Annotated in this window: 23 protein-coding genes and 2 pseudogenes; 20 read left to right on the forward strand and 5 right to left on the reverse strand. The window is 62.3% G+C overall.

What is annotated here, in order from left to right; translation table 11 throughout:
- Positions 1 to 18 precede the first annotated feature (18 nt).
- The 7 genes from dnaN (at position 19) to CO667_RS03420 (ending at position 5,500) form a co-directional block, all read left to right on the forward strand.
- Positions 19 to 1,137 carry a DNA polymerase III subunit beta gene (gene dnaN, locus CO667_RS03390; protein WP_097617066.1) on the forward strand — a complete coding sequence of 373 codons (1,119 nt, stop codon included), beginning with the start codon at positions 19 to 21 and terminating at the stop codon, positions 1,135 to 1,137.
- Between the two features lie 52 nt (positions 1,138 to 1,189).
- Positions 1,190 to 2,101 (forward strand): DUF72 domain-containing protein, encoded by a 912-nt coding sequence (locus CO667_RS03395; RefSeq protein ID WP_179874057.1) that lies wholly within the window; start codon positions 1,190 to 1,192, stop codon positions 2,099 to 2,101.
- Between the two features lie 98 nt (positions 2,102 to 2,199).
- Positions 2,200 to 2,799: a phospholipid N-methyltransferase PmtA gene (pmtA, locus tag CO667_RS03400; protein WP_097617068.1), complete on the forward strand. Its 600-nt coding sequence runs from the start codon at positions 2,200 to 2,202 to the stop codon at positions 2,797 to 2,799.
- Complete coding sequence (locus tag CO667_RS03405) at positions 2,800 to 3,381, forward strand: histidine phosphatase family protein (RefSeq protein WP_097617069.1); 582 nt, start codon at positions 2,800 to 2,802, stop codon at positions 3,379 to 3,381.
- 6 nt (positions 3,382 to 3,387) lie between these two features.
- Positions 3,388 to 4,095 (forward strand): orotidine-5'-phosphate decarboxylase, encoded by a 708-nt coding sequence (gene pyrF, locus CO667_RS03410; protein ID WP_097617070.1) that lies wholly within the window; start codon positions 3,388 to 3,390, stop codon positions 4,093 to 4,095.
- A 25-nt stretch (positions 4,096 to 4,120) separates the two neighbouring features.
- Positions 4,121 to 4,408 (forward strand): DUF1330 domain-containing protein, encoded by a 288-nt coding sequence (locus CO667_RS03415; RefSeq protein WP_097617071.1) that lies wholly within the window; start codon positions 4,121 to 4,123, stop codon positions 4,406 to 4,408.
- Between the two features lie 111 nt (positions 4,409 to 4,519).
- Positions 4,520 to 5,500 carry a complex I NDUFA9 subunit family protein gene (locus CO667_RS03420; RefSeq protein WP_097617072.1) on the forward strand — a complete coding sequence of 327 codons (981 nt, stop codon included), beginning with the start codon at positions 4,520 to 4,522 and terminating at the stop codon, positions 5,498 to 5,500.
- Positions 5,501 to 6,323: 823 nt separating this feature from the next.
- Here the strand turns inward: CO667_RS03420 and CO667_RS03430 are convergent.
- The gene (locus CO667_RS03430; RefSeq protein ID WP_097617073.1) at positions 6,324 to 7,121 is read right to left on the reverse strand and encodes an undecaprenyl-diphosphate phosphatase; all 798 of its coding nucleotides are present in this window, start codon (positions 7,119 to 7,121) and stop codon (positions 6,324 to 6,326) included.
- 230 nt (positions 7,122 to 7,351) lie between these two features.
- On the opposite strand from CO667_RS03430, the gene CO667_RS03435 reads away from it, so the two are divergent.
- The 9 genes from CO667_RS03435 (at position 7,352) to CO667_RS03475 (ending at position 17,746) form a co-directional block, all read left to right on the forward strand.
- Positions 7,352 to 8,044, forward strand: a complete 693-nt coding sequence (locus CO667_RS03435) for a glutathione S-transferase family protein (RefSeq protein ID WP_003570914.1) — start codon at positions 7,352 to 7,354, stop codon at positions 8,042 to 8,044.
- Positions 8,045 to 8,056: 12 nt separating this feature from the next.
- Positions 8,057 to 9,208 (forward strand): tRNA epoxyqueuosine(34) reductase QueG, encoded by a 1,152-nt coding sequence (gene queG, locus CO667_RS03440; RefSeq protein WP_097617074.1) that lies wholly within the window; start codon positions 8,057 to 8,059, stop codon positions 9,206 to 9,208.
- A complete protein-coding gene (locus CO667_RS03445; RefSeq protein ID WP_097617075.1) occupies positions 9,208 to 10,077 on the forward strand; it encodes an SDR family oxidoreductase in 870 nt (289 codons plus the stop codon). Before queG ends, CO667_RS03445 begins: the two co-directional genes overlap by 1 nt.
- A 407-nt stretch (positions 10,078 to 10,484) precedes the next feature.
- The gene (locus tag CO667_RS36330) at positions 10,485 to 10,838 is read left to right on the forward strand and encodes a septal ring lytic transglycosylase RlpA family protein (RefSeq protein ID WP_097617076.1); all 354 of its coding nucleotides are present in this window, start codon (positions 10,485 to 10,487) and stop codon (positions 10,836 to 10,838) included.
- A gap of 158 nt (positions 10,839 to 10,996) precedes the next feature.
- Positions 10,997 to 12,286, forward strand: a complete 1,290-nt coding sequence (locus CO667_RS03455; RefSeq protein ID WP_097617077.1) for an RsmB/NOP family class I SAM-dependent RNA methyltransferase — start codon at positions 10,997 to 10,999, stop codon at positions 12,284 to 12,286.
- 218 nt (positions 12,287 to 12,504) lie between these two features.
- Entirely contained in the window at positions 12,505 to 13,779 is a 1,275-nt protein-coding gene (locus tag CO667_RS03460; protein WP_097617078.1) for an imelysin family protein, read from the forward strand.
- Positions 13,780 to 13,822: 43 nt separating this feature from the next.
- Positions 13,823 to 15,559 (forward strand): di-heme oxidoredictase family protein, encoded by a 1,737-nt coding sequence (locus CO667_RS03465; protein WP_245433056.1) that lies wholly within the window; start codon positions 13,823 to 13,825, stop codon positions 15,557 to 15,559.
- Positions 15,559 to 16,659, forward strand: coding sequence for an imelysin family protein (locus tag CO667_RS03470; protein ID WP_097617079.1), 1,101 nt, complete (start codon positions 15,559 to 15,561; stop codon positions 16,657 to 16,659). Before CO667_RS03465 ends, CO667_RS03470 begins: the two co-directional genes overlap by 1 nt.
- Before the next feature lie 4 nt (positions 16,660 to 16,663).
- Complete coding sequence (locus CO667_RS03475) at positions 16,664 to 17,746, forward strand: DUF1513 domain-containing protein (protein WP_097617080.1); 1,083 nt, start codon at positions 16,664 to 16,666, stop codon at positions 17,744 to 17,746.
- Between the two features lie 45 nt (positions 17,747 to 17,791).
- Here the strand turns inward: CO667_RS03475 and CO667_RS03480 are convergent, their stop codons facing one another.
- A complete protein-coding gene (locus CO667_RS03480; protein ID WP_097617081.1) occupies positions 17,792 to 18,868 on the reverse strand; it encodes a DUF2252 family protein in 1,077 nt (358 codons plus the stop codon).
- A 219-nt stretch (positions 18,869 to 19,087) separates the two neighbouring features.
- On the opposite strand from CO667_RS03480, the gene CO667_RS03485 reads away from it, so the two are divergent.
- The 3 genes from CO667_RS03485 (at position 19,088) to guaA (ending at position 21,850) form a co-directional block, all read left to right on the forward strand.
- On the forward strand, positions 19,088 to 19,537 hold the full coding sequence (locus tag CO667_RS03485; RefSeq protein WP_003544704.1) for a PaaI family thioesterase: 450 nt from the start codon (positions 19,088 to 19,090) through the stop codon (positions 19,535 to 19,537).
- Positions 19,534 to 20,172, forward strand: a complete 639-nt coding sequence (locus tag CO667_RS03490; RefSeq protein WP_097617082.1) for a 5'-methylthioadenosine/S-adenosylhomocysteine nucleosidase — start codon at positions 19,534 to 19,536, stop codon at positions 20,170 to 20,172. The genes CO667_RS03485 and CO667_RS03490 overlap by 4 nt, the downstream gene beginning before the upstream one ends.
- Positions 20,173 to 20,287: 115 nt before the next feature.
- A complete protein-coding gene (gene guaA, locus CO667_RS03495; RefSeq protein WP_097617083.1) occupies positions 20,288 to 21,850 on the forward strand; it encodes a glutamine-hydrolyzing GMP synthase in 1,563 nt (520 codons plus the stop codon).
- Positions 21,851 to 22,096: 246 nt separating this feature from the next.
- Here the strand turns inward: guaA and CO667_RS03500 are convergent.
- Both CO667_RS03500 and CO667_RS03505 read right to left on the reverse strand, forming a co-directional pair.
- A pseudogene (locus CO667_RS03500) lies at positions 22,097 to 22,680 on the reverse strand (NAD(P)-binding domain-containing protein).
- 215 nt (positions 22,681 to 22,895) lie between these two features.
- The gene (locus tag CO667_RS03505; protein ID WP_097617084.1) at positions 22,896 to 23,630 is read right to left on the reverse strand and encodes an SDR family oxidoreductase; all 735 of its coding nucleotides are present in this window, start codon (positions 23,628 to 23,630) and stop codon (positions 22,896 to 22,898) included.
- A gap of 289 nt (positions 23,631 to 23,919) precedes the next feature.
- On the opposite strand from CO667_RS03505, the gene CO667_RS03510 reads away from it, so the two are divergent.
- Entirely contained in the window at positions 23,920 to 24,816 is an 897-nt protein-coding gene (locus CO667_RS03510; RefSeq protein WP_097617085.1) for a LysR family transcriptional regulator, read from the forward strand.
- A 166-nt stretch (positions 24,817 to 24,982) separates the two neighbouring features.
- On the opposite strand, the pseudogene CO667_RS03515 reads toward CO667_RS03510, so the two are convergent.
- A pseudogene (locus CO667_RS03515) lies at positions 24,983 to 25,862 on the reverse strand (AraC family transcriptional regulator).
- Positions 25,863 to 25,921: the final 59 nt, after the last annotated feature.

Consider the following 25,921-nt stretch of genomic DNA (forward strand, 5'->3'; position numbering starts at 1 on the left):
CGAAAGCGGTAGCATCCCATGCGTATTACTATTGAGCGGTCAAACCTGTTGAAATCGCTGAACCACGTCCACCGCGTGGTCGAACGTCGCAACACGATCCCGATCCTGTCCAACGTATTGCTCAAGGCCGACGGCCAGAATCTCGACATGAAGGCGACCGACCTCGACCTCGAAATCACCGAGGCGACGCCTGCCAGCGTCGAGCAGCCCGGCGCCACCACCGTTCCGGCCCATCTTCTCTACGATATCGTCCGCAAACTTTCCGACGGCTCAGAAGTGCTGCTGGCCACCAGCACCGACGGCGGCTCGATGACCGTGCAGTCCGGCCGATCGAAATTCTCGCTGCAGTGCCTGCCGGAATCCGACTTCCCGGATCTGACCGCCGGCACCTTCACCCATAGCTTCAAGCTGAAGGCGACCGATCTGAAGATGCTGATCGACCGCACCCAGTTTGCGATCTCGACGGAAGAGACGCGTTATTATCTGAACGGCATCTTCTTCCACACGATCGAGAGCAAGGGCGAACTGAAGCTCAGGGCGGTCGCCACCGACGGCCACCGGCTGGCGCGCGCCGATGTCGACGCGCCCTCGGGCTCGGAAGGCATGCCCGGCATCATCATTCCGCGCAAGACGGTCGGCGAACTGCAGAAGCTGGTCGACAATCCCGATTCTGTCGTGACCGTCGAGGTCTCCGACGCCAAGATCCGCCTGACGATCGGCTCGATCGTCATGACCTCGAAACTGATCGACGGCACCTTCCCGGATTACCAGCGCGTCATCCCCACAGGCAACGACAAGGAAATGCGCGTCGACTGCACGAGCTTCGCCCAGGCCGTCGACCGTGTCTCCACAATTTCCTCGGAACGCGGCCGCGCCGTGAAGCTGGCGCTGTCCGAGGGGCAGCTGATGCTGACCGTCAACAATCCCGATTCCGGCAGTGCGACCGAGGAAGTCGCCGTCGGCTACGACACAGACGCGATGGAAATCGGCTTCAACGCCAAATATCTGCTCGACATCACCGCTCAGCTTTCCGGCGAGGAAGCGATCTTCCTGCTGGCCGATGCCGGCTCGCCGACGCTGATCCGCGACACGGCGGGCGACGACGCGCTCTACGTGCTGATGCCGATGCGCGTCTGACGGGAACGAAGCCTGCTTGCCTCCGTTTTTACCCTGTGAAGGCGGAGGATCCCTGATGAAGAAGACTGGAACGGTACGCATCGGCATATCCGGCTGGACCTATGCACCCTGGCGCGGCCAATTCTACCCGAAGGACCTGCCGCAGAAGCAGGAGCTTTCCTACGCCGCCCGGCACTTCCCATCGATCGAGATCAACGGCACATTCTACAGCCTGCAGCGTTCCGAAAGCTTCGGCCGCTGGCGCGATGAAACGCCCGACGATTTCGTCTTTGCGGTCAAGGGCCCGCGCTTCATCACCCATATGCTGCGGCTGCGCGATATCGAGACGGCGCTTGCCAATTTCCTTGCCTCCGGCCTGTTGCGGCTTGGCCCCAAGCTCGGGCCGATCCTCTGGCAATTTCCGCCGAACATGGCCTTCGACCCCGTTCTTTTCGAAAACTTCCTGGCGCTCTTGCCGCAGGACCGCGATGCGGCGACAGCACTTGCCAAGCGGCATGACGGGCATGTCAAGGGACGCGCCTGGCTTCGAAGCGATGGCGACCAGCCGATCCGTCATGCGTTCGAAATCCGCCACGACAGCTTCCGTTCTCCGGGCTTCATCGAGATGCTCCGGCGCCACAAGGTCGCCCTCGTCTGCGCCGATACCGTGGCGTGGCCGCTGTTGATGGATATCACCGCCGATTTCGTCTATTGCCGCCTGCATGGCTCCGAGCAGCTATATGTCAGCGGCTACGAGGATGAGGCCCTCGACCTCTGGGCGGAGCGGATCCGTTCCTGGGCAACCGGCGGAGAGCCGGAGAATGCGCCGCGGGTACTGGCGCCGCTCAAAGCGCCAGCCAAGGGCCGCGACGTCTATCTTTATTTCGACAATACCGACAAGAAACTGCGCGCCCCTGTCGATGCCGATCACTTAAGCGAAAGACTGGCCGATCTCATGCCGCGCTCCCGCCGGAAAGCCGCATGAACTGTTGATGCCGATGTCCTTGTTGCGAAAATCCTTGTCCCGGGAGCGACAAGCGGCATATTAAGTCATTCGATCAACATGCAGATGGGTGGAGAAGAATGCGCTTACGGGTCAAGGTAAAAGAACGGCTGGGCAAGAAGTTCGACGACGAGATTCGCTTCTTCCGGGGCATGATGCAGGGTCCGAAGACGGTCGGCTCGATCGTGCCGACCTCCTCGATCACCGCCAAGCGCATGGCAAGCGTCATCGACATCAATTCCGGGCTGCCGGTGCTCGAACTCGGACCGGGCACGGGCGCCATCACCAAGGCCATTCTCGGCCGCGGTGTCCGGCCGGAAAATCTGGTCGCGATCGAATATTCGACGGATTTCCATCAACATCTGCTGCGGACCTATCCCGGCGTGCACTTCATCAACGGCGACGCCTTCGATCTCCAGACCACGCTCGGCGATTACGGCGACCGGACGTTCGATTGCGTCATCTCCTGCATTCCGCTGCTGAACTTCCCGATGGCAATGCGGGTCTCGCTGCTCGAAAGCCTGCTCGACCGCCTGCCTCCCGGACGGCCGGTGGTGCAGATTTCCTACGGCGCGATCTCGCCGATCGCCGCCAACGCCGATCGTTACAGCATTCATCATTTTGATTTCGTCGTGCGCAATATTCCTCCGGCCCAACTCTGGATCTACCGGCGAGGATAAATGTTCGGACTTTATATCACCCACCCCCAGGTCAAAATCGACCCGCAGGTTCCCGTTCCCCAGTGGGGCCTCTCCGACATCGGCGCCGAGCGTGCCCGCAAGGCTGCATCGAGCGATTGGGCGAAACGGCTGACCCGCATCATCTCCAGCGACGAGACGAAAGCGATCGAAACGGCGGAAATCCTGGCCGAAGCTGCCGGCGTGACAATCGAGATCGTGCATGGCACGCATGAGAACGATCGCTCTGCCACGGGCTTCCTGCCGCCGGACAAGTTCGAAGAGGCCGCCAACTGGTTCTTTGCTCACCCACAGGAGAGCTTCAGGGGCTGGGAGCGCGCCGCCGATGCGCAGGCCCGCATCGTCGAGGCCGTCAACACCGTCCTTGCCACGCATGATGCGACAGCGCCGATCGCCTTTGTCGGCCATGGCGGCGTCGGCACGCTGCTCAAATGCCATCTGGCGGGCAGGCCGATCGGCCGCGACCGCGACCAGCCGGGCGGCGGCGGCAATCTCTATGCTTTCGGTCTTGCGGATCGCCGCTTATCATGCGACTGGACGCCCATCGAAGACTGGCGGGGGTGACTTCACATGGACGCACGCGAGCGGTTGATCGTCGGCCTGGATGTTCCAACGGTCGGCGAGGCGGAGAAACTGGTTTCCACGCTCGGCGACGACATCCTCTTCTATAAGATCGGCTATCAACTGGCCTTTGCCGGCGGCCTCGAATTTGCCCGCGATCTCTCTGCCAGCGGCAAGAAGATCTTTCTCGACATGAAACTGCTCGACATTGACAACACGGTTGCTTCAGGGGTCGAAAACATCGCCAAGATGGGCATGTCGATGCTGACGCTGCACGCCTATCCCAAGGCGATGAAGGCGGCGGTCGAAGCCGCGGCCGGCTCCGGCCTCTGCCTGCTCGGGGTCACCGTGCTGACCTCGATGGATGCCGACGACCTTGCCGAGGCCGGCTACAGCCAGGATCCGCACAGCCTGGTGCTGCGCCGCGCCGGACAGGCGCGCGCCGCCGGCATGGGCGGTATCGTCTGTTCGGCGGCGGAAGCGGCCGAGGTGCGCGAGATCGTCGGGCCTGATATGGCGATCGTCACCCCCGGCATTCGCCCGACCGGCAGCGACCACGGCGACCAGAAGCGGGTGATGACGCCTTTCGACGCGCTGAAGGCGGGGGCGACACATCTCGTCGTTGCCCGGCCGATCGTCAGAGCGCCCGATCCGAGAGATGCCGCCCGCGCGGTGCTCAACGAAATGGTGGGCGCGCTCTGGCCGGCCAACCGCTGAATTCAAAATGCAAAGGGAGAAGACCATGGCCAAGGGATATTGGATCGCCCGCGTCGACGTGCGCGATGCCGAGCGCTACAAGGATTACGTGGCGGCGGCCAAGCCGGCCTTCGAAAAATACGGCGCGAATTTTCTGGCGCGCGGCGGCGCTTTCACCGAACTGGAAGGCAAGGCGCGCGCCCGCAACGTCGTGATCGAATTCCCCTCGATGCGGCATGCGGTCGACTGCTATCATTCGCCGGAATACCAGATCGCCGCGAAAATCCGCCAGGAAGCGGCGGATGCGGAAATGGTCGTCGTCGAAGGCGTCTGAACGGTCCCGCATCCCCAGAAACTGACGGCGCGATGGGCCTTCCCGTCGCGTCGGGATTGGGCTAAGACGAGTGCCGAACAGCATCCCGCAAAGCCTTTCGAGGAGCCTGCCATGACCCTTGCCAACCTGCCGCCACTCGTCACCGTGTTCGGAGGGTCCGGCTTCGTCGGCAGGCACGTGGTTCGGGCGCTGGCCAAACGCGGCTACAACATCCGTGTCGCGGTGCGCCGTCCCGATCTCGCCGGCTTCCTGCAGCCGCTCGGCAATGTCGGCCAGATCTCCTTCGTGCAGGCGAACCTGCGCTATCGCAACTCGATCGACCGCGCCGTCGATGGTGCAAGCCATGTCGTCAACTGCGTCGGCATTCTGCATGAGACGGGCCGTAACACTTTCGACGCCGTACAGGAATTCGGCGCCCGCGCGGTGGCCGAAGCGGCGCGCAACGCCGGCGCGACGCTCACCCATATTTCAGCGATCGGCGCCGACGCCAAATCCGCTTCGGACTATGGCCGCACCAAGGGCCGCGCCGAAACCGCCATCCTCACCATCAAGTCCGATGCGGTGATCTTCCGTCCGTCGATCGTCTTCGGGCCGGAGGACAGCTTCTTCAACAAGTTTGCCGACATGGCCCGCATGTCGCCGATCCTGCCGCTTGTCGGCGGCGGCAAGACGAAATTCCAGCCCGTTTATGTCGAGGATATCGCCGAGGCCGTCGCCCGCGCCGTCGACGGCAAGGTCACCGGCGGCAAGGTCTATGAGCTTGGCGGCCCTGAGGTGCTGAGCTTCCGCGAATGTCTCGAGATGATGCTGAAGGTGACGTGCCGCAAGAACCCGCTGGTCTCCCTGCCCTTCGGCGTCGCTTCGCTGATCGGCAGCATCGCCTCGCTGGTCCCCTTCATCACGCCGCCGATCACGCCGGATCAGGTGCGCATGCTGAAGCGCGACAATATCGTCTCCGCAGAAGCCGAAGCGGAAGGCCGCACGCTGAAGGGCCTCGGCATCACGCCGACCATGCCGGCATCGGTGCTCGGCTCTTATCTCGTGCACTATCGCCCGCACGGCCAGTACACCGGCACCGGCAAGGCCGCCTGAACAATTTCGAGCTTGGAAACAACGCCGCTCGCGTAAAACGCGGACGGCGTTTTCGTTAGAGCATTTCCGTTTTTCTTCGAATTACGAAAATGCTCTATCTCTTTCTTTTCACGCAATTCCCGGCAAAGCGTTTCACGCTTTGCCTCGCAAAACCGCTGCACACTTTTGCTGGAATTGCTTTAGCCGTCTCAAGCAAAGCCGGCGCAAGTTTGAAATGTTGTTGTGCCGCTCGCATCAAGTGCAGTTGCATAAAAGACGCATCGGAAAATTTGTGGAATTAACGCCAAATTTAGCAGGAACATTTATTGCTATTTGCCATTCCACTGACTACCAAACCCGCGCGTCTTCCAACGGACTCAACGCTTGGGATCGCGTGCGGCAATCACTGTGAAAGGCATTTCTCGATGGGCAAGTCAATCGCGCTCCTTTTTGCGTGTGCGGCGCTAATTATCCTGGCAGGCTCTTTCGTTGCGCCAGGTTCTGTCGCGGCGGTCAAGGGTGACTGCTCGCCGGCCTACGGCGTCGATCCTTGCTCGACGGCTTCGATCAGCCATTGACGACAGGCCAGCCTTTTGCGCCGCCATTCTCATCAAAGACAAGCAGTCAATCCGAGCGCCTGAATCAGGGCGCTTCACAAGGAGTGTTCCGTTTTGGAGTGCTCAGTCTTGCCGGCTTTAAAAGCAGCAGCGACGCGTATTCTCTTAATATCACCCATCTGAAAGACCGGCGCCTCACCGGTCGTCGGGCTTCTGTTTTCGAAGCCCGACAGGGCATTTGCATTCGCGCCTGGGAGCTGCGCGAATGCAAATACGGTAGGGATGTCTCAGGCGATCAGGCCGGTCGCGGCCATGCCGAGCAGCAAGACGCCGAGAATGATGCGGTAGATGGCAAACAGCGTGAACCGGTTGCTTCTGATATAGGCGAGCAGCCATTTGACCGCGACGAAAGCGACGATCGTCGACACGACGAAGGCGATGCCGAGCGCAGTCCAATCCTCGTTTGCCGCGCCGCCATCCTTGAAGGTTTTCAGCAATTCATAGCCGCTTGCGGCATACATTGTGGGAATGCCGACGAGAAAGGCGAATTCGGTCGCCGCGGCGCGGTTGCCGGTGCCGGCGAGCATGGCGACGAAGATCGTGGCGCCGGAGCGCGACGTTCCCGGGAAGATGCCGGCAACGATCTGGGCGATACCGACCAGAATGGCGACGAGCCAGGTGATCTCCTTGTGGGGGGCCTTCCGTGCCGCAGCCCATTCGGCAAAGATCATCCAGATACCGCCGATGATCAGCGCCCAGGCGATCGGCGTCGCCGTCTCCGGCAATTCAAAACCGAGCTTCTTGACGACGAGCCCGAGGATTGCGGTGATGAGAAAGGCGACGATCAGCTTGGCTGCATAATCGCGGTTGGCCGGATCGCGCCAGCCGAGCACCAGATCCAGCAGACGACGCCAGTAGATGATGGTGACGGCGAGGATGGCGCCGGCCTGAATGACGATGTTGAACATATCAGACCGATGTCCGAGCCATTGCTCGGCAATGATCAGGTGGCCGGTGCTCGAGATCGGCAGAAATTCGGTGATCCCCTCTATGACACCGAGAATTGCAGCATTTATATAATCCATACATTGTCTCCGGTTTAAAGTGCGGCCGGGCCTGAGCGCTTGGGTCGATCAGGCTGCCGCTTCCATTCGTTCGTTAGACCGTGTTTCGCCATCGTCAGATGGGGTAAAATCCGATTCGCTTGTATTGGCGGGGCCAAGCTCCTATAGCTTCAACCAATGAGTCATGACTAGGGCGCTATAATCGAGCTGCCACACAGTCCTGTAACAGCAATCACAAAGCCCGAGTATCGATGCCCACGCTTTATCATCATCCCATGTCATCCGCATCTCGCTTCGTCCGGCTGATCCTGGCGGAATACGGCTATCAGGCGGATCTGATCGAGGAGCAGACATGGGAAAAGCGCCGGGATTTCCTGGCGCTCAATCCGGCCGGCACATTGCCGGTCTATGTCGACGACAGCATGCGGGCGCTCTGCGGCGCCACCGTCATTTCCGAATATCTGGACGAGACGCACGGCGTGTTGAAGCGCGACCGGCGGCTGCTCGCCGAAGACCCTTTCCAGCGGGCGGAAATCCGCCGGCTGAGCGAATGGTTCATGCAGAAGATGGAAAACGACGTGACCAAGCCGCTCGCCCGCGAGCGTGTCTACAAGTTGCAGATGACCGCCGATCAGGGCGGCGGAGCGCCGGATTCGAAGATCTTGCGCACGGCGCGCGCGAATATCCGCCAGCATATGCGTTATCTCACCTGGCTTGCCGGCTCACGGCAGTGGCTGGCGGGCGAGCGGATGAGCTATGCCGATCTTGCCGCCGCCGCCTCGATCTCGATCCTCGATTATCTCGGCGAGATCGAATGGGCGGATGCGCCGGTCGTCAAGGACTGGTACCAGCGGCTGAAGTCGCGGCCCTCCTTCCGGCCGATGCTGACCGAGCGGGTGCGCGGCCTGACGCCGGTTTCACACTATGCCGATCTGGATTTCTGACGAGGGCTCTCCATGCCCGAAGCCGATGACAAAGAGCGCCGCCGCCGCGACAATTTGACCGCGTTCGTGCGGGCAGAATCTGCCGCCAAGGGCTTCGATCTCTGTCGCATCACCCGTCCGGATGCGATCCCTGAAGCAAAAGAGCGTCTCGGCCAGTTCATCGATGCCGGGCGCCACGGGACGATGGACTGGATGGCGGAGACGCGCGAGCGGCGCGGCGATCCGCTCACACTCTGGAGCGAGGTGCGCTCCGTCGTCGTCTTCGGCCTGAATTACGCCCCGGAGGAAGATCCGCGCGGCATTCTCGACAAGCCTGATAAAGCCGCGATCTCGGTCTATGCCCGTAACCGCGATTACCACGACGTGATCAAGGGCCGGCTGAAGGAGATCGCCACGCGTTTTGCGGCGCGGGCGGGCGCCGATGTGAAGGTGTTCGTCGATACCGCGCCTGTGATGGAAAAGCCGCTGGCGGCGGCGGCCGGCCTGGGCTGGCAGGGCAAACACACCAATCTCGTCAGCCGCACCCACGGGTCATGGCTGTTTCTCGGCACGATGTTCACCACCGCCGACCTTGCCGTCGACACAGCCGAGAGCGATCATTGCGGCTCGTGCCGCGCCTGCCTCGACGCCTGCCCGACGGCCGCCTTTCCGGCGCCGTACCAGATCGATGCGCGGCGCTGCATCTCCTATCTCACCATCGAGCACAAGGGGCCGATCGATGCCGATCTGCGCGTGCTGATCGGCAACCGCATCTATGGCTGCGACGACTGTCTTGCCGCCTGCCCCTGGAACAAGTTCGCAAGCGCCGCTTCCGAGATGAAGCTTCAGGCGCGGGAAGAGCTGAAGGAACCGTCGATCGCCTTTCTGCTGACGCTTGACGATGCCGCCTTCCGCACCTTCTTCAGCGGCTCGCCGGTGAAACGAATCGGCCGCGACCGCTTTATCCGTAACGTGCTGATCGCCGCCGGCAATTCCGGCGAGACGGCGCTGATCGGGCAATGTCGCGCGCTCGCCGACGATGTCTCGCCTGTCGTCCGCGGCATGGCGGTATGGGCGCTTTCGCGGCTGATGGAGGCTGGCGAATTTTCAGCCTTTGCCGCACAAAGGACGGATGAGCGCGATGACGAGGTGCTGAACGAATGGCGGCTGGCAGGAGTGGGCTGATGCATGTGATGATCTTTGGCTGCGGTTATTCCGGCACGGCGATCGCCAAGGCCTTATCAGGAGACGGCGTGCGCGTTTCCGGCACCACGCGTTCGCAGGACAAGATGAAAGCGCTCGACCAGAACGGCATCGACGCTTTTCTTTTCGACGGTGAGACCATGGAAGAGGGGCTGCGCCGGGCTTTGGAAAGCGTCACCCATCTCGTGCAGTCGATCGCGCCTGGAAACGCCGATCCGCTGCTGCGGCTGCTCGGCGAAGACGGCGCAAGCCTGCTGCCGAGCCTCGAATGGATCGGTTATCTCTCCACCGTCGGCGTCTATGGCGATCATAAGGGCGCCTGGATCAATGAGGAGACGCCGTGCGTGCCGGTGTCCGGGCGCTCGAAGGAGCGGCTCGAGGCGGAAGCGGGCTGGCTGGCTATGGGTGAGACGTGTTCTGTGCCAGCGGCAGTGCTTCGCCTTTCCGGCATTTACGGGCCGGGACGCAATGCCTTCTGCAATCTGGAAAAGGGCACGGCGCGGCGCCTGATCAAGAAGGACCAGGTGTTCAACCGCATCCGCGTCGAGGACATCGGCGCGGCGACCCGCTTCCTGTCGGAGCGTGGCCTTGGCGGCATCTATAATGTCACCGACGACCGGCCCGGTCCGCCGCAGGACGTGATCGTCGAGGCAGCCCGGCTGATGGGCGTCGAACCGCCGCCGGAGCAGGCGTTTGAGACCGCCGAGCTGACGCCGATGGCGCGCTCTTTCTACGGTGAGAACAAACGGGTTTCGAATGCAAAACTCAAGGTGGCCGGCTTCGAATTCGCCTTCCCCGACTATCCGATGTCGCTTGCGCAATTGTGGCAGGACGGACGCTGGCGCGGTTAGATCTGGGCCGCGGCCTGTGACCAGGGTTATCACCCAAAATGAGTAGGAAATTCCTACTTTCCGCATTGAGCAGAACAATTCTCGCCGCATATTATGGTTAACAGCCTTTGAATTTGCTCAAATGTGGCAGCAAATATGGCGAAAGCAGAAAAAAAATTTCGTGATTTTTGTGATGGCCATGGAGTTTAAAACTTCATGGAAAAATCATTTGAATTTTAGCTGATTTCATTGCGTTTTTTCCACATCCCGCCATGCGTGGCCAATTCTCATAATTTATCAATGGCATCACAAATATTGCATGCTGTAATATTCCGTGATCGCACGCGGCACTTTTTCGCCACTTTTTAACAGATTTAAGCCCCGCCGCCTGCAAGGGCGTGAGTTCAATAGTTGAGGGATACTCTGTTTTGAAGAAAATACGTCGTTCTATTATCGCTGCCGCAACTATTGCAGCCTGCTCTTCCTTGCTTCCGGCGGAGAGTTTTGCTGGAAATGGATGTGGCGGTGCTTCATGGTACGCACTTCACTCCAAAACTGCTTCCGGGGAACGTATGAACCCTGCCGTCTTGACTGCCGCACATCGGTCGCTCGCCTTCGGCACCAAGGTCAAGGTCACCAACCGCAACAATGGCCGCACCGTCGTCGTTCGCATCAACGATCGCGGCCCGTTCATCCGCGGCCGGGTACTCGACCTGTCGCGGGCCGCCGCGCAGAATATCGGCATGGTGAGCTCCGGCACGGCGAAGGTTGCTATCAGGTGATCAGCTAAGCCCAGGGCTTACGACCGGCTGCGCCGTCAGCGGCGCTTGCTCTTGCCGTCAATCGCGGGTACCACGCGCTTGAGACTTGTGAACAATCCGCCCCGTGCCTGTCGCGGCTGACCGGATCCTTCGCAGGCACGGCAACAGGAGATTTGTGAATGCGTCTGGGCGGCCGCCTCGAAGGGGCGATTTCTGTGCTCGCGGACATCGACGCCCGCAAGCGGCCCGTCGCCGACGCGCTGAAGGACTGGGGCCTTGCGCATCGTTTTGCCGGCTCCGGCGATCGCGCCGCGATCGGCAACATCGTCTATGACGCCCTGCGCATGCGGCTCTCCCATGCCTGGCTGATGGATGACGACAGCGCTGCAGCCATCGCCCATGCCGTCATGTTCCGCCAATGGGGTTTCACCCCTGACAGCCTTGCCGCCGAACTGGCGGATGACAAGTTTGCGCCGGCGCCTCTTTCGGCCGAGGCCGTCTCGGCCTATGAAAGCCGCTCGCTTGACGATGCGCCGCCGCATATAAGCGGCGATATTCCCGAATGGGTCCAATCCTCCTTCGAACGGGCCTTCGGTGCCGGCTGGCTTGCCGAGGCACAGGCGCTCGCCGCCCGCCCGACGCTCGATCTGCGGGCCAACAGCCTCAAGGCGTCCCGTGACAAGGTCGTCAAGGCGCTCGAGAGAGCCGGCGCGCATGCAGCCAGGATCGCCCGCCACGGCATCCGGATTGACGCCGGCGAAGGCGCCTCGCGTCTTCCTAACGTGACAGCCGAGCTTTCGTTCCAGAAAGGCTGGTTCGAAGTTCAGGACGAGGGATCGCAGATCGTCGCCGATCTCGTGCTGGCGAGCGATGGCGAACAGGTTCTCGACTATTGCGCCGGCGGCGGCGGCAAGACGCTCGCCATGGCGGCGGCCATGCAGAACAAGGGACAGGTCCACGCCTACGACGCCGACCGCAAACGGCTGGCGCCGATCATCGAGCGGCTGAAGCGGGCGGGCACGCGCAATGTCCAGGTGCATGACGACGCCAAGGCGCTCTCCGGCCTTGCCGGACGCTGCGATAAGGTGCTGGTCGACGCGCCCTGCACCGGCACCGGCACATGGCGCCGCCGCCCCGATACGAAATGGCGGCTGACGGCCAAGAACCTCGACGAGCGCACCGCCCAGCAGCAGGACGCGCTGGCGCAGGCGAGCGGCTTCGTCAAACCAGGCGGCGAACTGATCTACGTCACCTGCTCGGTATTGCCTCAGGAGAACGAGGAACAGGTGCGCCGCTTCACGGCCGACAATCCCGATTTTCAGATCGTCAGCGCCCTGCCTGCCTGGGATCAGCTGTTCGGAAAAGACGGCCCGCGTCCGCATTCTTCCGACGGCCTGACGGTGACGCTGACGCCGGCCTCCACCGATACGGACGGCTTCTTCTTCTGCCGCATGCAGCGCAAGGGCTGACGCGGCCGGGAAATGGATGCCGCGGCGGAATGACGCTGCGCAGCACGGCGAAGCGGTCCGATTGCTGTCGATTTCACCTAAATGCCGTTCAAAAAGGACCGGTTAGCAGCGCCTGTCCATTCTTAAAATCATTCCAAACTAGAGTGTTTGACACCAGTTTGCTTTTGCGCGAAGAGACGGGGCCCGATTAGACGGAAAATCCGTCACAGGAGAGGATCATGAAGCTCAACACATTCCGCGCAGCCGTGCTGGCGATTGCCCCCGCCGCCCTGCTCGCCCTTCCCGCGCATGCCGAGACCGATGCTGCCGCCGTAGTGAAACACTATGCCGACGTGGCGCATGCGAAATACGAAGACTCGCTGACGACGGCCAAGACGCTCGACGCTGCTATCGACGCCTTCCTGAAGGCGCCTGATGACGCGACGCTGAAAGCCGCCAGGGAGGCCTGGATCAAGGCGCGTGTTCCCTACCAGCAGACGGAAGTCTATCGTTTCGGCAACCCGATCGTCGACGACTGGGAAGGCAAGGTCAATGCCTGGCCGCTCGATGAAGGCCTGATCGACTATGTCGACACCTCCTACGGTACCGAGAGCGACGAGAATTCGCTCTATGTGGCCAATGTCATCGCCAACAAGACGATCAAGATCGACGGCAAGGATGTCGACGCCTCGAAGCTGACGCCGGAATTCCTCTCGGGCACGCTCGCCGAGGCCGGTGGCATCGAAGCCAATGTCGCGACCGGCTATCACGCTATCGAATTCCTGCTCTGGGGCCAGGATCTGAACGGCACGGGACCCGGCGCCGGCGACCGCCCGGCCACCGATTACGATCTCAAGAATTGCACGCACGGCAATTGCGACCGCCGCGCCGAATATCTGAAGTCGGCCTCCGCCCTGCTCGTCTCCGACCTGCAGGAAATGACCGACAACTGGAAGCCGGACGGTGCGGCGACGAAGAACGTCGAAGCCGATCCGAAGGCCGGCCTGGTGGCGATCCTGACAGGCATGGGTTCGCTGTCCTACGGCGAGCTTGCCGGCGAGCGCATGAAGCTCGGCCTGCTGCTGCACGATCCGGAAGAAGAGCATGATTGCTTCTCCGACAATACCTACAACTCGCATCTCAACGACGCGATCGGCATCGCCGCCGCCTATACCGGCAACTACACCCGCGTCGACGGCACCAAGCTCAGCGGCCCGTCGCTGCACGATCTGGTCGCCGCCAAGGACAAGGCGCTCGATGCCGAGATGGAAGGCAAGCTCAACAAGACGCTCGATGCGATGAACGCCATGGCAAAGCGCGGCGAGACGGTCGAGAAGTACGACCAGATGATCGGCGAAGGCAACAAGGAAGGCAACGCCGTCGTCCAGGCCGCCATCGACGGGCTGATCGACCAGACGAAATCGGTGCAGCGCGTTATTGCCGCACTCGATCTCGGTACGGTTCAGCTTGAAGGTTCCGACAGCTTGGATAATCCTAACGCCGTCTTCAAATAAGCAAAAAGGCGGGCCGCCCCATCGGAGCGGCCCGGACCCTGAAATGCCATCTATTGCCTCCCTCATTCCTGTGCTCGTCACAGGAATCCAGTCACGGCGCGTCGGCGCCGTGAATGACTCGGTCAAAGGGGAGTCTTCCGCGCCCAAGGACTTGGGCGCACTGGATTCCTGTGACGAGCACAGGAATGAGGAAGCTGAGAGGCAAGCGCGCGCCGGCACCGTTGAGTTTGCCGCTTGGAATCATCGCCTCTTCTCAAAACTTCGCCTATCCCTCCGCATAGCCGCCGTCGCGGCCCTTACAGGAGCGCCCGCAGCCATCGCCGCCGGTTTCGATCTGCCGGTGAAACGCACCGACCTTTCCGCGGCCGATCTGCAACGCGTCGCCGACGTCACCCGGCCGACAGCGGATTTTTCCAAAGCCGAACAATACGAAGCGATGCAGGCGGGTGCGACCACCTCGATCGACCCTGTCACCGAAGACAGCTTCTCGCATATTTCGGCCAATATCCCCTTCGAGGAAGAGCAGAATTTCAAGCTCGGCAACGCGCTGTTCCGCAAGCTCTGGGTGTCCGCGCCCTCCTCGACGCAGGCTTCCGATGGTCTCGGGCCGCTGTTCAACGCCCGCTCCTGCATGAGTTGCCATGTCAATGACGGCCGCGGCAAACCGCCGGAAAGAGGCCCGAGCGCCACCTCGATGTTGCTGCGGCTTTCCCGCACGGCCACGAGGCCGGAGGAGGAAAAGGCGATTGCCGCAGCCGATGTCGTCAATTTTCCGGATCTGGTCTATGGCCACCAGCTGCAGGATCTTGCCGTTCCCGGCCTTGCCGCCGAGGGAAAGATGGCGATCAGCTACCAGGAAGAACCGGTGACGCTGAGCGACGGCGAGATCGTGTCGCTGCGCCGGCCGAGTTATGCGGTTGTCAATCCCGCCTATGGGCCGCTCGATCCCGCAACGACGATTTCGCCGCGCGTCGCCTCGGCGATGATCGGCCTCGGGCTGATCGAGGCCGTTCCCGAAGCCGATATCCTGGCTCATGCCGATCCGGACGATGCCGACGGCGACGGCATCTCGGGCAAGGCTGCGATCGTCCGCGATCATCTGAGCGGCAAGATTGCGCTCGGCCGGTTCGGCTGGAAAGCGCAGAACGCCACGGTGCGCGACCAGAGTGCCGATGCCTTCGCCAACGATATCGGCATTTCGACACCCGATCAGCCGAAGGCGCAGGGCGATTGCACCACGGCGGAAGAAAAGTGCCTTGCTATGCCGACCGGCGTGCAGAAACGGCTGGGCAAAGAAGAGGCGCCGGGTTCCATTCTCGACCTCGTCACCTTCTATTCCTCAAATCTCGCGGTCCCGGCGCGCCGCAAGGCGAGCTTTCCCGAGACGCTGCAGGGCAAGCGGATCTTCTACGAAAGCGGCTGCATTTCGTGCCATATGCCGAAGTTCGTCACCCGCCGGGATACATCAGACAAGGCGCAATCCTTCCAGCTGATCTGGCCCTATTCCGACGTCCTTCTGCACGATATGGGCGACGGCCTTGCCGACGGGCAGCAGGTCGGCCTTGCAAGCGGACGTGAATGGCGCACGCCGCCGCTATGGGGTATAGGACTGACCCGGACTGTCAGCGGACACAGCTTTTTCCTGCATGACGGCCGTGCGCGTGATCTCACCGAGGCGATCCTGTGGCATGGCGGCGAAGCTGAAAAGGCCCGCAACGCTTTTTCCTCCCTGTCGAAAGACGACAGGGCGGCCCTGATTACATTCCTGGAGTCACTTTGATGCGCCTACGGCACCCCCTGCTCTGCCTCATTCTGCTCGGCCTCGCCACGTCAGCGGCCGCCCAGACCGCCGCTCCTCCGGCAGGGTTGAACGAGGATGCCGTTCCCGCCGTCATGCAGCGCGCCGTCGACGAGGTGATCCGCCCCGGTTATCGCAACATGCAGCAATCGTCTGCCCGGCTGACGACGGCGATGAAGGATCTTTGCGCCGACGGCACGCAGCAGACGCTCGACAAAGCGAAATCCGCCTTCGACGATACGATCCGCTACTGGTCGATCATCGAGATCGTACAAACCGGACCCGTCATCCAGGACAATCTCTTCGAACACATCCTGTTTTATCCCGACCGCAAGGGTGTCGGCCTGAAGCAGGTGCAGGCGCTGATCGCCAAGGCCGACCCGAAAGATGCGACGGTCGATGCGATCGCCGGCAAGAGCGTCGCTTTGCAAGGCCTGACGGCGCTGGAATATGTGCTTTACGGCAACGGTTCCGACGATCTCGTCAAGCAGAAGGGCGGCTTCCGCTGCCTTTACGGCCAGGCGGTCGCCGGCAATATCCAGCGTGAGGCCGGCGAAGTCGTCGCTGCCTGGGAAAAACCCGATGGGGTGCAGGCAAGCTGGAAACATCCAGGCCCGCAAAGCAACGATTTCATGGACAACAAGGAAGCCGTGACTGCGCTCCTCGGCATTCTCGTCCACGGCGCCGAAAATGTCCGCGACCAGCGGCTGGAGCAATTCTACAAGGGTAAGGATACCGCGCCGCGTCCGCGTATGGCGATCTACTGGCGCTCCAAAAATACCTGGAAATCGATAGCCGCCAACATCGACGGCCTGCGCACGCTCTGGCAGAAGGCCGGCATGGCCGAGCTTCTGCCGCCGGACAAACAGCCGATCGCCGCTTCGATCGACGAGGATTTCAAATCGCTGCTCGACAGTGTGCCGAAGCTCAACCCCGACATCGAGGCCGCGACAAGCGATGCGGAGAAGGCCAAGCTCGATGCGCTGCTTGCCGAGAGCCGCGACCTGATCACCCGGATCAGCGACGAATATGGCGCAGCAATCGGCCTTTCGGCCGGCTTTTCCTTTTCGGATGGAGACTGAAACGATGATGCGAAGTGCCGCAATCGACCGACGCAGCTTCGTCAAGGCAGCCGGGATCGGTTTCCTTGCGGCCTTGACGCCGAGGTCGCTGATGGCCCTGGAGCAGGCCGATGCGGTCTATGCTTCGGGCATTCGTGCTGCCGACGGCTCCTATGCCGTCGCGACCGTGACGGAGCGCGGCGAGGTCATCGATCAGGTGGCGCTGCCGGCCCGGGCTCACGGCATGGCCTTCAGCGCCACCACCGGCAAGACCGTCGCCTTCGCCCGCCGGCCCGGCACCTATGCGATGATTTTCGATGGCCGGAATAGGGGCGAACCGATCATCATCAGCTCCAGGGAAGACCGGCATTTCTACGGCCACGGCGCCTTCTCTCCCGATGGTCGTCTGCTCTACGCCAGCGAGAACGATTTCGACGGCAATCGCGGCATGATCGGGCTCTACGACACCACCGACCGCTTCACCCGCATCGGCGAATTCGAAACCTACGGCATCGGTCCGCACGACATGACGGTTTCCGACGACGGCCGCCTTCTGATCGTCGCCAATGGCGGCATCGAGACGCATCCGGATTTCGGCCGCACCAAGCTCAATCTCGGGGCGATGCAGCCGTCGCTTGTTCTGATCGATGCGGCGACCGGGGCGCTGATCGAAAAACATGTGCTGCCGGCGCAATGGGCACAACTCTCCACCCGCCACGTCGATCTCGACGATCAGGGCCGCATCTGGTTCGCCTGCCAGTACGAAGGCCACCGTAACGACCTGCCGCCGCTTGTCGGCCATTTCGCCAAGGGCGAGGATCTGTCCTTCATCGACCTGCCGGAGGAGACGACGCACAGGCTTGCCAACTACGTCGGCGCAATCGCCGTCAACCGCAGCGAGGGCCTGGTCGGCGTGACGTCGCCGAAAGGCGGTGCCTCGGTGACCATCGACGCAAGGTCGGGCAAGGTGCTGGCTGAGACGAGCATTGCGGATGCCGCGGGCATCGCGCCGGCAAGAAGCGGCTTTGCTGTCTCCTCCTATGATGGCGATTTCCTGTCGACCCGCAGCGATGTCGCCTGGGATCAGCATATCGTGCGGATCTCTTAGAGCATGACGTCGTCCGAAAACCGCTCACACTTTTCGGCGTCATGTCTAGCGGGCGCGCGCGTAGGCCTTCTGCTCGGCACTGACGCTCGATGCGGCGGCCCTCGCCGCCTCATGCAGCCATTCGGGGCCTCTGGCCTGCAAGTCCCGCAGGATCACTGCCGCCGCCGCTGCATCGTCGGAATGGCAATTGGCGATCTCGAAGCCCATCAGCTCGAGCATCGTCGGCGAAAGCAGGACCTCCGGGTGCTTGTCGATCTCGATCTTGCGGCTGTTCGGCGAAAGTCTGCGCACGAGAATACGGCCGGAGACGCCATAATGGGGATCGGCGGAGCGCGCCCGTCCACCGGCGATTGCGCCCGTGTGGATCGCCAGGTCTTGCGGCCGGTGGCGAAGCGACCAGGCCGACGGCACCAGCGCCTTTGCCTCGCGCAGCACCGGCCCGCCCTGCCATTCGGCGTAAGCGACGAAACGCGGCCGGCCGAGACTGCCGGTGCCGCCGCTGCGCGGCTTCGGCACTGGGGCTCCCGAGCCGGGCGGCAGTGCATCTGCGAGCGCCTTGATATAGGCTGATGGGGCCGGCTTGCTGCCGGCAGGCAGCATTTCATATTTCTCCCAGAATTCCCGACGTTCGGAATTCGGCAGCATCAGCGCCTTGCGCAGCCATTTGTGATCGCGTTCGAGGATAACGGGCAGCGGATTTTCAAGGCCCCTGCGATAACCGGCAAGGATCAGTTCGCCGATCATCCGAATCGAGGGGCCGTCACCATTCCGCGCCAGGATGGCGCTTGCCGCAAGGCGAACGAGATCCAGCGCATAAGGCATCACTGCTGCGTCGTCGAAATCATTGACGCCCCAGACGAGCCGGCCCTCGGCATCGCGCCAGGTGCCGAAATTCTCCAGATGCGTATCGCCGATCGCCAGCACCTCCGGCGCGCGGCCGAGTTCCGGGCAGATATCGAGGATGATTTCGCACCAGCGCCAATAGGTGGCGCGCAGGAAAACAAAATCGTCGCTTCGCATCTTCTCGTGCTTCTCGCGGAGATCGCCCCTGACAAGATCGGCCCCGAGTTCGCCGGCCAGCCAGTCCTCGAAATTCTGCACCGATTGCGATATCGTTGTCATGCGCCGGCGCTCCCTCATTTCCAGACCTGACGCGGAGAATACCCGCTGGACGCGAAGCTGCAATCGTCTTCGCACCGGCTTGCACGGCGGCAGAAAGTCGAAAGGTGGCCTCGGCGACACGGTGCGAGCTTTCCGCCGCGGTCCGGACCGATTTCAGCAATGTGCAGCTTGTCGAATCCGGCCCGCCATGCCACTTTCGCCGCTGCAAGAGGGGCAGATATGAGCGAGACTGACAGGGGCGATTTCCGCGCGCGAATTCGCCGCAATTTTGCGCGGCAGGCGGCGATGGAGACGATCGGCGCGGAGCTGACGCGTGTCGAGCACGGTGTCGTCGAGATCGAGCTTCCCTTCGACGTCAAACTGACACAGCAGCACGGCATCCTGCATGCGGGCATCATTTCCGCCGCGCTCGATTCGGCCTGCGGTTTTGCCGCCTACAGCGTCATCGACCCCGAAGCCTCCATCCTGACGATCGAGTTCAAGGTCAATCTCATGTCGCCAGGGCGTGGCGATCGTTTCCTGTTTCGCGGGGAAATCACCAAACCCGGCTCTACCATCATCGTCGCCGACGGGCGAGGCTACGCGATCAGCGACGGGCCGGCCAAACTCATCGCCTCCATGACCGGAACGATGATGGTGATCCGCGGCAGGGAAGGAATTACGGGATGAAGTTCGAACTGAAATCGGTCGCGGGGAAATCCATCCTTTTCGTCATGGCGGCCGAGGCCGAATACGGTCCCTTCCTGCGGTCACGCATCGAACCTTTGATGACCGGCGTCGGCCCTGTGGAGGCAGCGGTTGCGCTGACCAAGACGCTGGCGCGGCTCGATGCCGCCGACGACCTGCCCGATCTCGTCGTTTCGCTCGGCTCGGCCGGCTCGGCGAAACTGGAGCAGACCGAAATCTATCAGGTGACCTCGGTTTCCTACCGCGATATGGACGCCTCGCCGCTCGGCTTCGAAAAGGGCAAGACACCTTTTCTCGACTTGCCGGCGGTGCTCGAGCTGCCGCTGCGCATTCCCGGCATTCCGGAAGCAAGCCTTTCCACCGGCGGCAACGTCATCTCAGGGGCGGCCTATAGCAATATCGACGCCGACATGGTCGACATGGAGACCTTTGCGGTGCTGCGCGCCTGCCAGGGCTACAAGCTGCCGCTGATCGGCCTTCGCGGCATTTCCGACGGCGCGGTCGAGCTGCAGCATATTTCCGGCTGGACCGAATATCTGCATATCGTCGACCGCAAGCTCTCCTACGGCGTCGACAGCCTGTTCACGGCACTGGAGGATGGGGTTTTCTGGTTCTGAACTCAGAAACGTTGCGCGTCTCAAAGGACGCGCGGGGGACAATCGGAACAATAAAAACCTGATGCCGCCGATTTCCCGGATTGCCAGGCGAAGCGCTTTTCATTAAAGCCTCGCCATGACCCAGACAGCACATCCCGACTCCGTTCTCATCGTCGATTTCGGCAGCCAGGTGACCCAGCTCATCGCACGGCGCGTGCGCGAGGCCGGCGTCTATTGCGAGATCGTTCCCTTCCAATCGGCCGAAGAGGGCTTCAAGCGCCTGCAGCCGAAAGCCGTGATCCTGTCCGGCAGCCCGGCTTCGACGGTGGACGAGGGATCGCCGCGAGCGCCACAGATTATCTTCGACAGCGGCCTGCCGGTCTTCGGCATCTGCTACGGCCAGCAGACGATGTGCATGCAGCTCGGCGGCAAGGTCGAAAGCGGCCATCACCGCGAATTCGGCCGCGCCTTCCTCGAGGTCGACAAGGATTGCCAGCTGTTCGAGGGCCTCTGGTCCTCCGGCTCGCGTCATCAGGTCTGGATGAGCCATGGCGACCGCGTCACGGCACTACCTGAAGGGTTCGAGGTGGTCGCCACCTCCTCCAACGCGCCCTACGCCTTCATCGCCGACGAGAAGCGCAAATATTACGGCGTGCAGTTCCATCCCGAGGTCGTGCATACGCCCGACGGCGCCAAGCTGATCGGCAACTTCATTCATAACATTGCCGGCATCAAGGGCGACTGGTCGATGTCGGCCTATCGCCAGAAGGCGGTCGACGAAATCCGCAAGCAGGTGGGCGACAAGCGCGTCATCTGCGCGCTTTCGGGCGGCGTCGACAGCTCTGTTGCAGCCCTCCTGATCCACGAGGCGGTCGGCGACCAGCTGACCTGCATCCTCGTCGACCACGGGCTGATGCGCAAGGACGAGGCGGCCAATGTCGTCGCCATGTTCCGCGAGCACTACAATCTGCATCTGTTGCACGTCGATGCCGCCGACCGTTTCATCGGCGAGCTCGAAGGCGTCAGTGACCCGGAAACCAAGCGCAAGATCATCGGCCGGCTCTTCATCGAGGCCTTCGAGGAAGAAGCCAAGAAGCTCGGCGGCGCCGATTTCCTCGGCCAGGGCACGCTCTATCCCGACGTCATCGAAAGCGTTTCCTTCACCGGCGGCCCGTCGGTGACGATCAAATCGCACCACAATGTCGGCGGCCTGCCGGAGCGCATGAAGATGCAGCTCGTGGAACCCTTGCGCGAGCTCTTCAAGGACGAGGTGCGCGCGCTCGGCCGCGAGCTCGGCCTGCCCGACAGCTTCATCGGCCGCCACCCCTTCCCAGGCCCCGGCCTTGCCATCCGCTGCCCCGGCGGCATCACCCGCGAAAAGCTGGAGATCCTGCGCGAGGCCGATGCGATCTATCTCGACGAAATCCGCAAGGCCGGCCTCTACGACGCCATCTGGCAGGCCTTCGCCGTGCTGCTGCCGGTCCAGACCGTCGGTGTCATGGGCGACGGGCGCACCTATGAATTCGTCTGCGCCCTGCGCGCCGTCACATCAGTCGACGGCATGACGGCGGACTTCTACCACTACGACATGGAATTCCTCGGCCGCGCCGCGACCCGCATTATCAACGAGGTGCGTGGCATCAACCGCGTGGTCTACGACGTGACGTCGAAGCCGCCGGGCACGATCGAGTGGGAGTGAAGGGGAGTCCTATCGCAGAGGACACTCGAGCGAATCCCATGCCATCGATAGCAGTCGATAGATTCTAGGCGACCCGCAGATCGGCCGCTTGCGGGCGTCTCCCCGCTCTTCCAACGCGCCCATACGCCGTCAGGCCCACCCCAAACCTTCGCGACTTTGTGGCCTTCAAATATTCGGTCGCGCGCTGCTCGAAGAAGTTGACGCGCGCGACCAGTTCTCGGCATCGATCACACGGTCATCGATCGATCACTGCTCCTTCTTGAACAAATCCTGGAAGATGAGCTGGCCCCAAGTGCGGCCGCGTGCGTGCACCAGCGCGCCACCCTCGGTGAGCTTTCCCAGTTTGACGGGTGCGAACCCGAGTTGTTTGGCCAAAGCCGCCACCGGAGCGATCGCGTCCTCGTCGTCGCTCGACAGAAAGACGACCCGGTGCCCGCCCTCGACGATCGGATCGGCAGCCAGGGTGGCGGCAATCAGGTGATTGAAACCCTTCACGAGCTTGGCGCCGGTGAACGCCTTCGCGACGAAGGCGGAGGACGGCAGGCCGTCCAGCTCTTCGGGAGGGAGGGGAAACGAGTTCGTCGCGTCGATGACTGTCTTGCCTTCCCAACTCGGCAGGGCGTTGGCAACCTCGCGATGCTCCCCGAACGGGACCGCCAAGATGATTGTGTCGGCCTCGAGTGCATCCCGCAGGGTCCAATCGCCCGAGCCTGCGGCGCCAACGCCTCGGGCGGCCGGCGGCTCGCGACGGTCACGTCGATGTTTTTACGGGCGAAGGCGTGGGCGAGGGCCTGGCCTATCTTACCGAATCCTACAATCGCGTAGCTCATAATGCTTCTCCAATCCGTGTTGGTTTTGATCCCCGGCCTTCAACGGCGCTGGGTTATCTGTTCTGTCGTGTGGCGACCTTCGCGAGATCTTCGAACCGCCAGCCCAAGCGATGCGCGTCATCGGTTCGAATTCCTGAATTGACGCGTAGATGTCCTGCCGTGAACGACTTCCGAGCGGCCGGACGGTCAGCCGCTTCCCGCGATCCGGCGCGAATTCAGATGGCCGAGAAGCCGCCGTCGACAGACAACTCCACCCCATTCACGAAGCTCGAATCGTCTGAAGCAAGAAACAGCGCGACCGCCGCAATTTCCTCAGGACGACCCATTTTTCCCCGCGGGATCAGAGATTCGAACATCCGCTTCGCCTCCTCGGTGAGAACTTGGTCCTGCATCGGTGTGGCGATCGGCCCCGGGCTCAGCACGTTCACCCGGATATTCCTGCCCTTGAGTTCGTTGAGCCAAGTGCGTGCGAATGAGCGCAACGCCGCCTTGCTCGCCGCATACACGCCGTAACCAGGAAAACCTTTCACCGAAGCAACTGACCCGGTCATGAAGATCGATCCGCCATCGTTGAACAGCGGCAGCGCCTTTTGAACCGTGAACAGCGTGCCGCGCGTATTCAGGCCGAAGGTCGCATCGAAATGCTGCTCGGTAATCTCGCCCAGTGGGACGGCTTCGCCCGTGCCGGCGCTCGCATACAGGACGTCAATCTTGCCCTTTTCCCGCTTGACTGTATCGAACAAGCGGTCGAGGTCTTCGAGATTGGACGCGTCGCCGCGCACGCCGGTCACGTTCCGGCCGATCAGCTTGACGGCCTCGTCCAGCGCCTCCTGTCTCCGGCCCGTGATGAAAACATAGGCGCCTTCTTCAACGAACCGCTTGGCGCTCGCCAGCGCCATGCCGCTCGATCCACCCGTGATGACTGCAACCTTACCCTCAAGCTTTCCCATGACTTCTCCTTCCAGGCTCCGCCTGTGATCGTTCGGGGACGTCCCCGAGACCCTCAAAATAGGTCCGCCGGAGTCAGGCGTTGAGTGCGGAAGTACGCACATCGGTGGTGCAAAATCGATCCGGCTGCACTGACGTCAGCCGCGACGATCGGTGTCCGCCGTTCGGAATTGGGCCGCTCTCGTCGGCATAGGCTATGATGACAGCCCGTGCTGCTGTACGGATGCGTTAGATACGGGCTTTGGAAGGCGCACCGCGCGGTGCCGGATTGCACCATGATCGACTGGCACCATGATCGACTGGGATGACATTCGCTACTTTCTTGCCGTCGCGCGCGGAGGCTCAGTGCGGGCTGCCGCCAAGCGCCTCGGGGTGAATCACTCGACCGTGCTGCGACGCATCGCGCAGCTCGAGGAACGCCTCGGGGCGCAGATGTTCGAAAAGCTGCCTTCGGGCTACCGCCTGACGGCTGCGGGCGAGGAGGTCCTCGAGCTCGCGAACCAGATGGAAGCGTCGTCGCATTTGTTGGAGACGCGCGTCTTCGGTCGCGACCAGCGCGCGCGCGGGCTTTTGCGGGTGACTCTTCCACCGTTCCTTGCCACACACCTGCTGATGCCGGATCTCGCCGACTTCGCGCGTCTGCATCCTGATATCGAGATGGAAATCTTGTCGACCGGCGAGGTGGCGAATCTGACCAACCGAGAGGCCGACGTGGCGATCCGCATTGTCGCCGACCGCAAGACCCTGCCGCTCAATCTTCACGGACTGAAGGGACCGGAGCTGTTCAGCGGCGTCTACATGTCTCGCGATCGACTAGCCGCGTGGCGTGCCGGCGCGCCTGATCCCATCCGGTGGATCGCCATAGACAATCATGGACTCCCGGTCTGGGCGCGCGAGGGAGAGGTTCACACCACGGGAGTTCCGTTCAGGACCCCGGACGCCGAGACGCAGATCGTTGCAGCACAGCAAGGGATCGGGATGACGAAACTGCCCTGCTTCGTCGGCGATGCCGACGCTCTATTGGTGAGGGTGCCGGGCACCGACCTGCCCATGCATGGGACGCTCTGGCTTCTCACACAGGGGGAGACACGCAAGACGAAGCGCGTGCGGCTCTTCACGGAGTTCGTATCCCGCAGGCTCGCGGCGTACGCTCCGCTTCTCGCGGGGCTGTCCATGTCGCGCGACTGACGGCCCGGCAGGTCGGCGAACCTGAACAGTCACGATCCACAGATGGTGGTCAACAATCGACGGCTCTGACGAAGGCCGGCAAAGCTTTCTGCGTCGGCCGGCCTGGAGTAGACAGCGGCCTGTCCGCTTCCCGTTATCAGAATGGACAGGCCGCCGTCAGAGGGCGCTATTTCAGCGGCAGAAACAGCTCCGCCACCGCCTCATGCTCCGCCACCTCCGGGAAGAAGCTCAGCCGCTGGCAATAGATCGGGAAATCGCGTACTTCCTCGCCGCTGGCTGGAAGCCAGTCGCGGTAGAGGTAGAGCGCGGCGGGCTCCAGATTGTCGGTGTTGCCGACGACGCGCAGCACTGCGCAGCGTCCGCCGGGGATCTCGCCGGCTTTGATCTCCTCGCCGTTCGCCGCAATCGGCTGGTCGTCCCGACACAAAGGTCGACGCTGTAATCGGCGGGCGAGACAGGACGCCGCTCGGAACGCCAGACATTGAAGGTCGGACTTGTCCGGGGGGCAGGCCAACGGCCGTGCGCCAGGCGATGAACCGTCGGATGGTGGCGCCGAGCGTCGCCGGGTCGCCCCGATGCTCCATGATCGCCACCGGCGTGGGGGGCACAGCGCGGATCGTCACGTCGTCGGTGGTGAAAGTTCTCTGCATGAGTTTGCTCCTGGCGTTGTCGAGAGGCCCGAAGGCCGCAAGCCACGGCTCCCAGTCGGGAGACTTCCGGAACGACGAAGGCGATTGCCCGAACCGTTGCCGAAAGGCGCGGGCGAAGGCATCCGGTGCGTTGTAACCGGCATCCATCGCAATCTCGGTGACGCTTTGGGCGTCCCTATAGGCCAGCCGGTGCGAAGCGCGCTTCAGACGGGCAAGCTTGACATAGCGATGCACGGACAATCCGAAGGTCGCCGTAAACTGCCGGTGGAAATGAAACTTCGAAAAGGCCGCGACACCGCTCACCGTTTCCAGGTCCAGATCAGCGTCAAGATGCCGGTCGATATAGTCCAGCACCCGCCCCATCCGGGCCTGATAGTTTTGAACTGCCGCCTTCATCGTCCCTCCTCCGTGGCGGCTCCATCTAGCCGCTGACGGCCATAAGGTGCTCGACCGAT

This window comes from Rhizobium sp. L43 (assembly GCF_002531725.1).
In the GTDB taxonomy this organism is placed as follows: Bacteria; Pseudomonadota; Alphaproteobacteria; order Rhizobiales; family Rhizobiaceae; genus Rhizobium.

What these genes read in the sequence shown, in the direction of transcription:
- CO667_RS03445 (WP_097617075.1), top strand. Translation starts at nt 9,208, where the DNA reads ATGCATGTGATGATCTTTGGCTGCGGTTATTCCGGCACGGCGATCGCC.
- CO667_RS03470 (WP_097617079.1), top strand. Translation starts at nt 15,559, where the DNA reads ATGCGCCTACGGCACCCCCTGCTCTGCCTCATTCTGCTCGGCCTCGCC.
- CO667_RS03415 (WP_097617071.1), top strand. Translation starts at nt 4,121, where the DNA reads ATGGCCAAGGGATATTGGATCGCCCGCGTCGACGTGCGCGATGCCGAG.
- queG (WP_097617074.1), top strand. Translation starts at nt 8,057, where the DNA reads ATGCCCGAAGCCGATGACAAAGAGCGCCGCCGCCGCGACAATTTGACC.
- pyrF (WP_097617070.1), top strand. Translation starts at nt 3,388, where the DNA reads ATGGACGCACGCGAGCGGTTGATCGTCGGCCTGGATGTTCCAACGGTC.
- CO667_RS03510 (WP_097617085.1), top strand. Translation starts at nt 23,920, where the DNA reads ATGATCGACTGGGATGACATTCGCTACTTTCTTGCCGTCGCGCGCGGA.
- pmtA (WP_097617068.1), top strand. Translation starts at nt 2,200, where the DNA reads ATGCGCTTACGGGTCAAGGTAAAAGAACGGCTGGGCAAGAAGTTCGAC.
- CO667_RS03485 (WP_003544704.1), top strand. Translation starts at nt 19,088, where the DNA reads ATGAGCGAGACTGACAGGGGCGATTTCCGCGCGCGAATTCGCCGCAAT.
- dnaN (WP_097617066.1), top strand. Translation starts at nt 19, where the DNA reads ATGCGTATTACTATTGAGCGGTCAAACCTGTTGAAATCGCTGAACCAC.
- CO667_RS03475 (WP_097617080.1), top strand. Translation starts at nt 16,664, where the DNA reads ATGATGCGAAGTGCCGCAATCGACCGACGCAGCTTCGTCAAGGCAGCC.
- CO667_RS03480 (WP_097617081.1), bottom strand. Translation starts at nt 18,868, where the DNA reads ATGACAACGATATCGCAATCGGTGCAGAATTTCGAGGACTGGCTGGCC.
- CO667_RS03490 (WP_097617082.1), top strand. Translation starts at nt 19,534, where the DNA reads ATGAAGTTCGAACTGAAATCGGTCGCGGGGAAATCCATCCTTTTCGTC.
- CO667_RS03505 (WP_097617084.1), bottom strand. Translation starts at nt 23,630, where the DNA reads ATGGGAAAGCTTGAGGGTAAGGTTGCAGTCATCACGGGTGGATCGAGC.
- CO667_RS03465 (WP_245433056.1), top strand. Translation starts at nt 13,823, where the DNA reads ATGCCATCTATTGCCTCCCTCATTCCTGTGCTCGTCACAGGAATCCAG.
- CO667_RS03405 (WP_097617069.1), top strand. Translation starts at nt 2,800, where the DNA reads ATGTTCGGACTTTATATCACCCACCCCCAGGTCAAAATCGACCCGCAG.
- CO667_RS03435 (WP_003570914.1), top strand. Translation starts at nt 7,352, where the DNA reads ATGCCCACGCTTTATCATCATCCCATGTCATCCGCATCTCGCTTCGTC.
- CO667_RS03420 (WP_097617072.1), top strand. Translation starts at nt 4,520, where the DNA reads ATGACCCTTGCCAACCTGCCGCCACTCGTCACCGTGTTCGGAGGGTCC.
- CO667_RS03430 (WP_097617073.1), bottom strand. Translation starts at nt 7,121, where the DNA reads ATGGATTATATAAATGCTGCAATTCTCGGTGTCATAGAGGGGATCACC.
- CO667_RS03460 (WP_097617078.1), top strand. Translation starts at nt 12,505, where the DNA reads ATGAAGCTCAACACATTCCGCGCAGCCGTGCTGGCGATTGCCCCCGCC.
- CO667_RS03455 (WP_097617077.1), top strand. Translation starts at nt 10,997, where the DNA reads ATGCGTCTGGGCGGCCGCCTCGAAGGGGCGATTTCTGTGCTCGCGGAC.
- guaA (WP_097617083.1), top strand. Translation starts at nt 20,288, where the DNA reads ATGACCCAGACAGCACATCCCGACTCCGTTCTCATCGTCGATTTCGGC.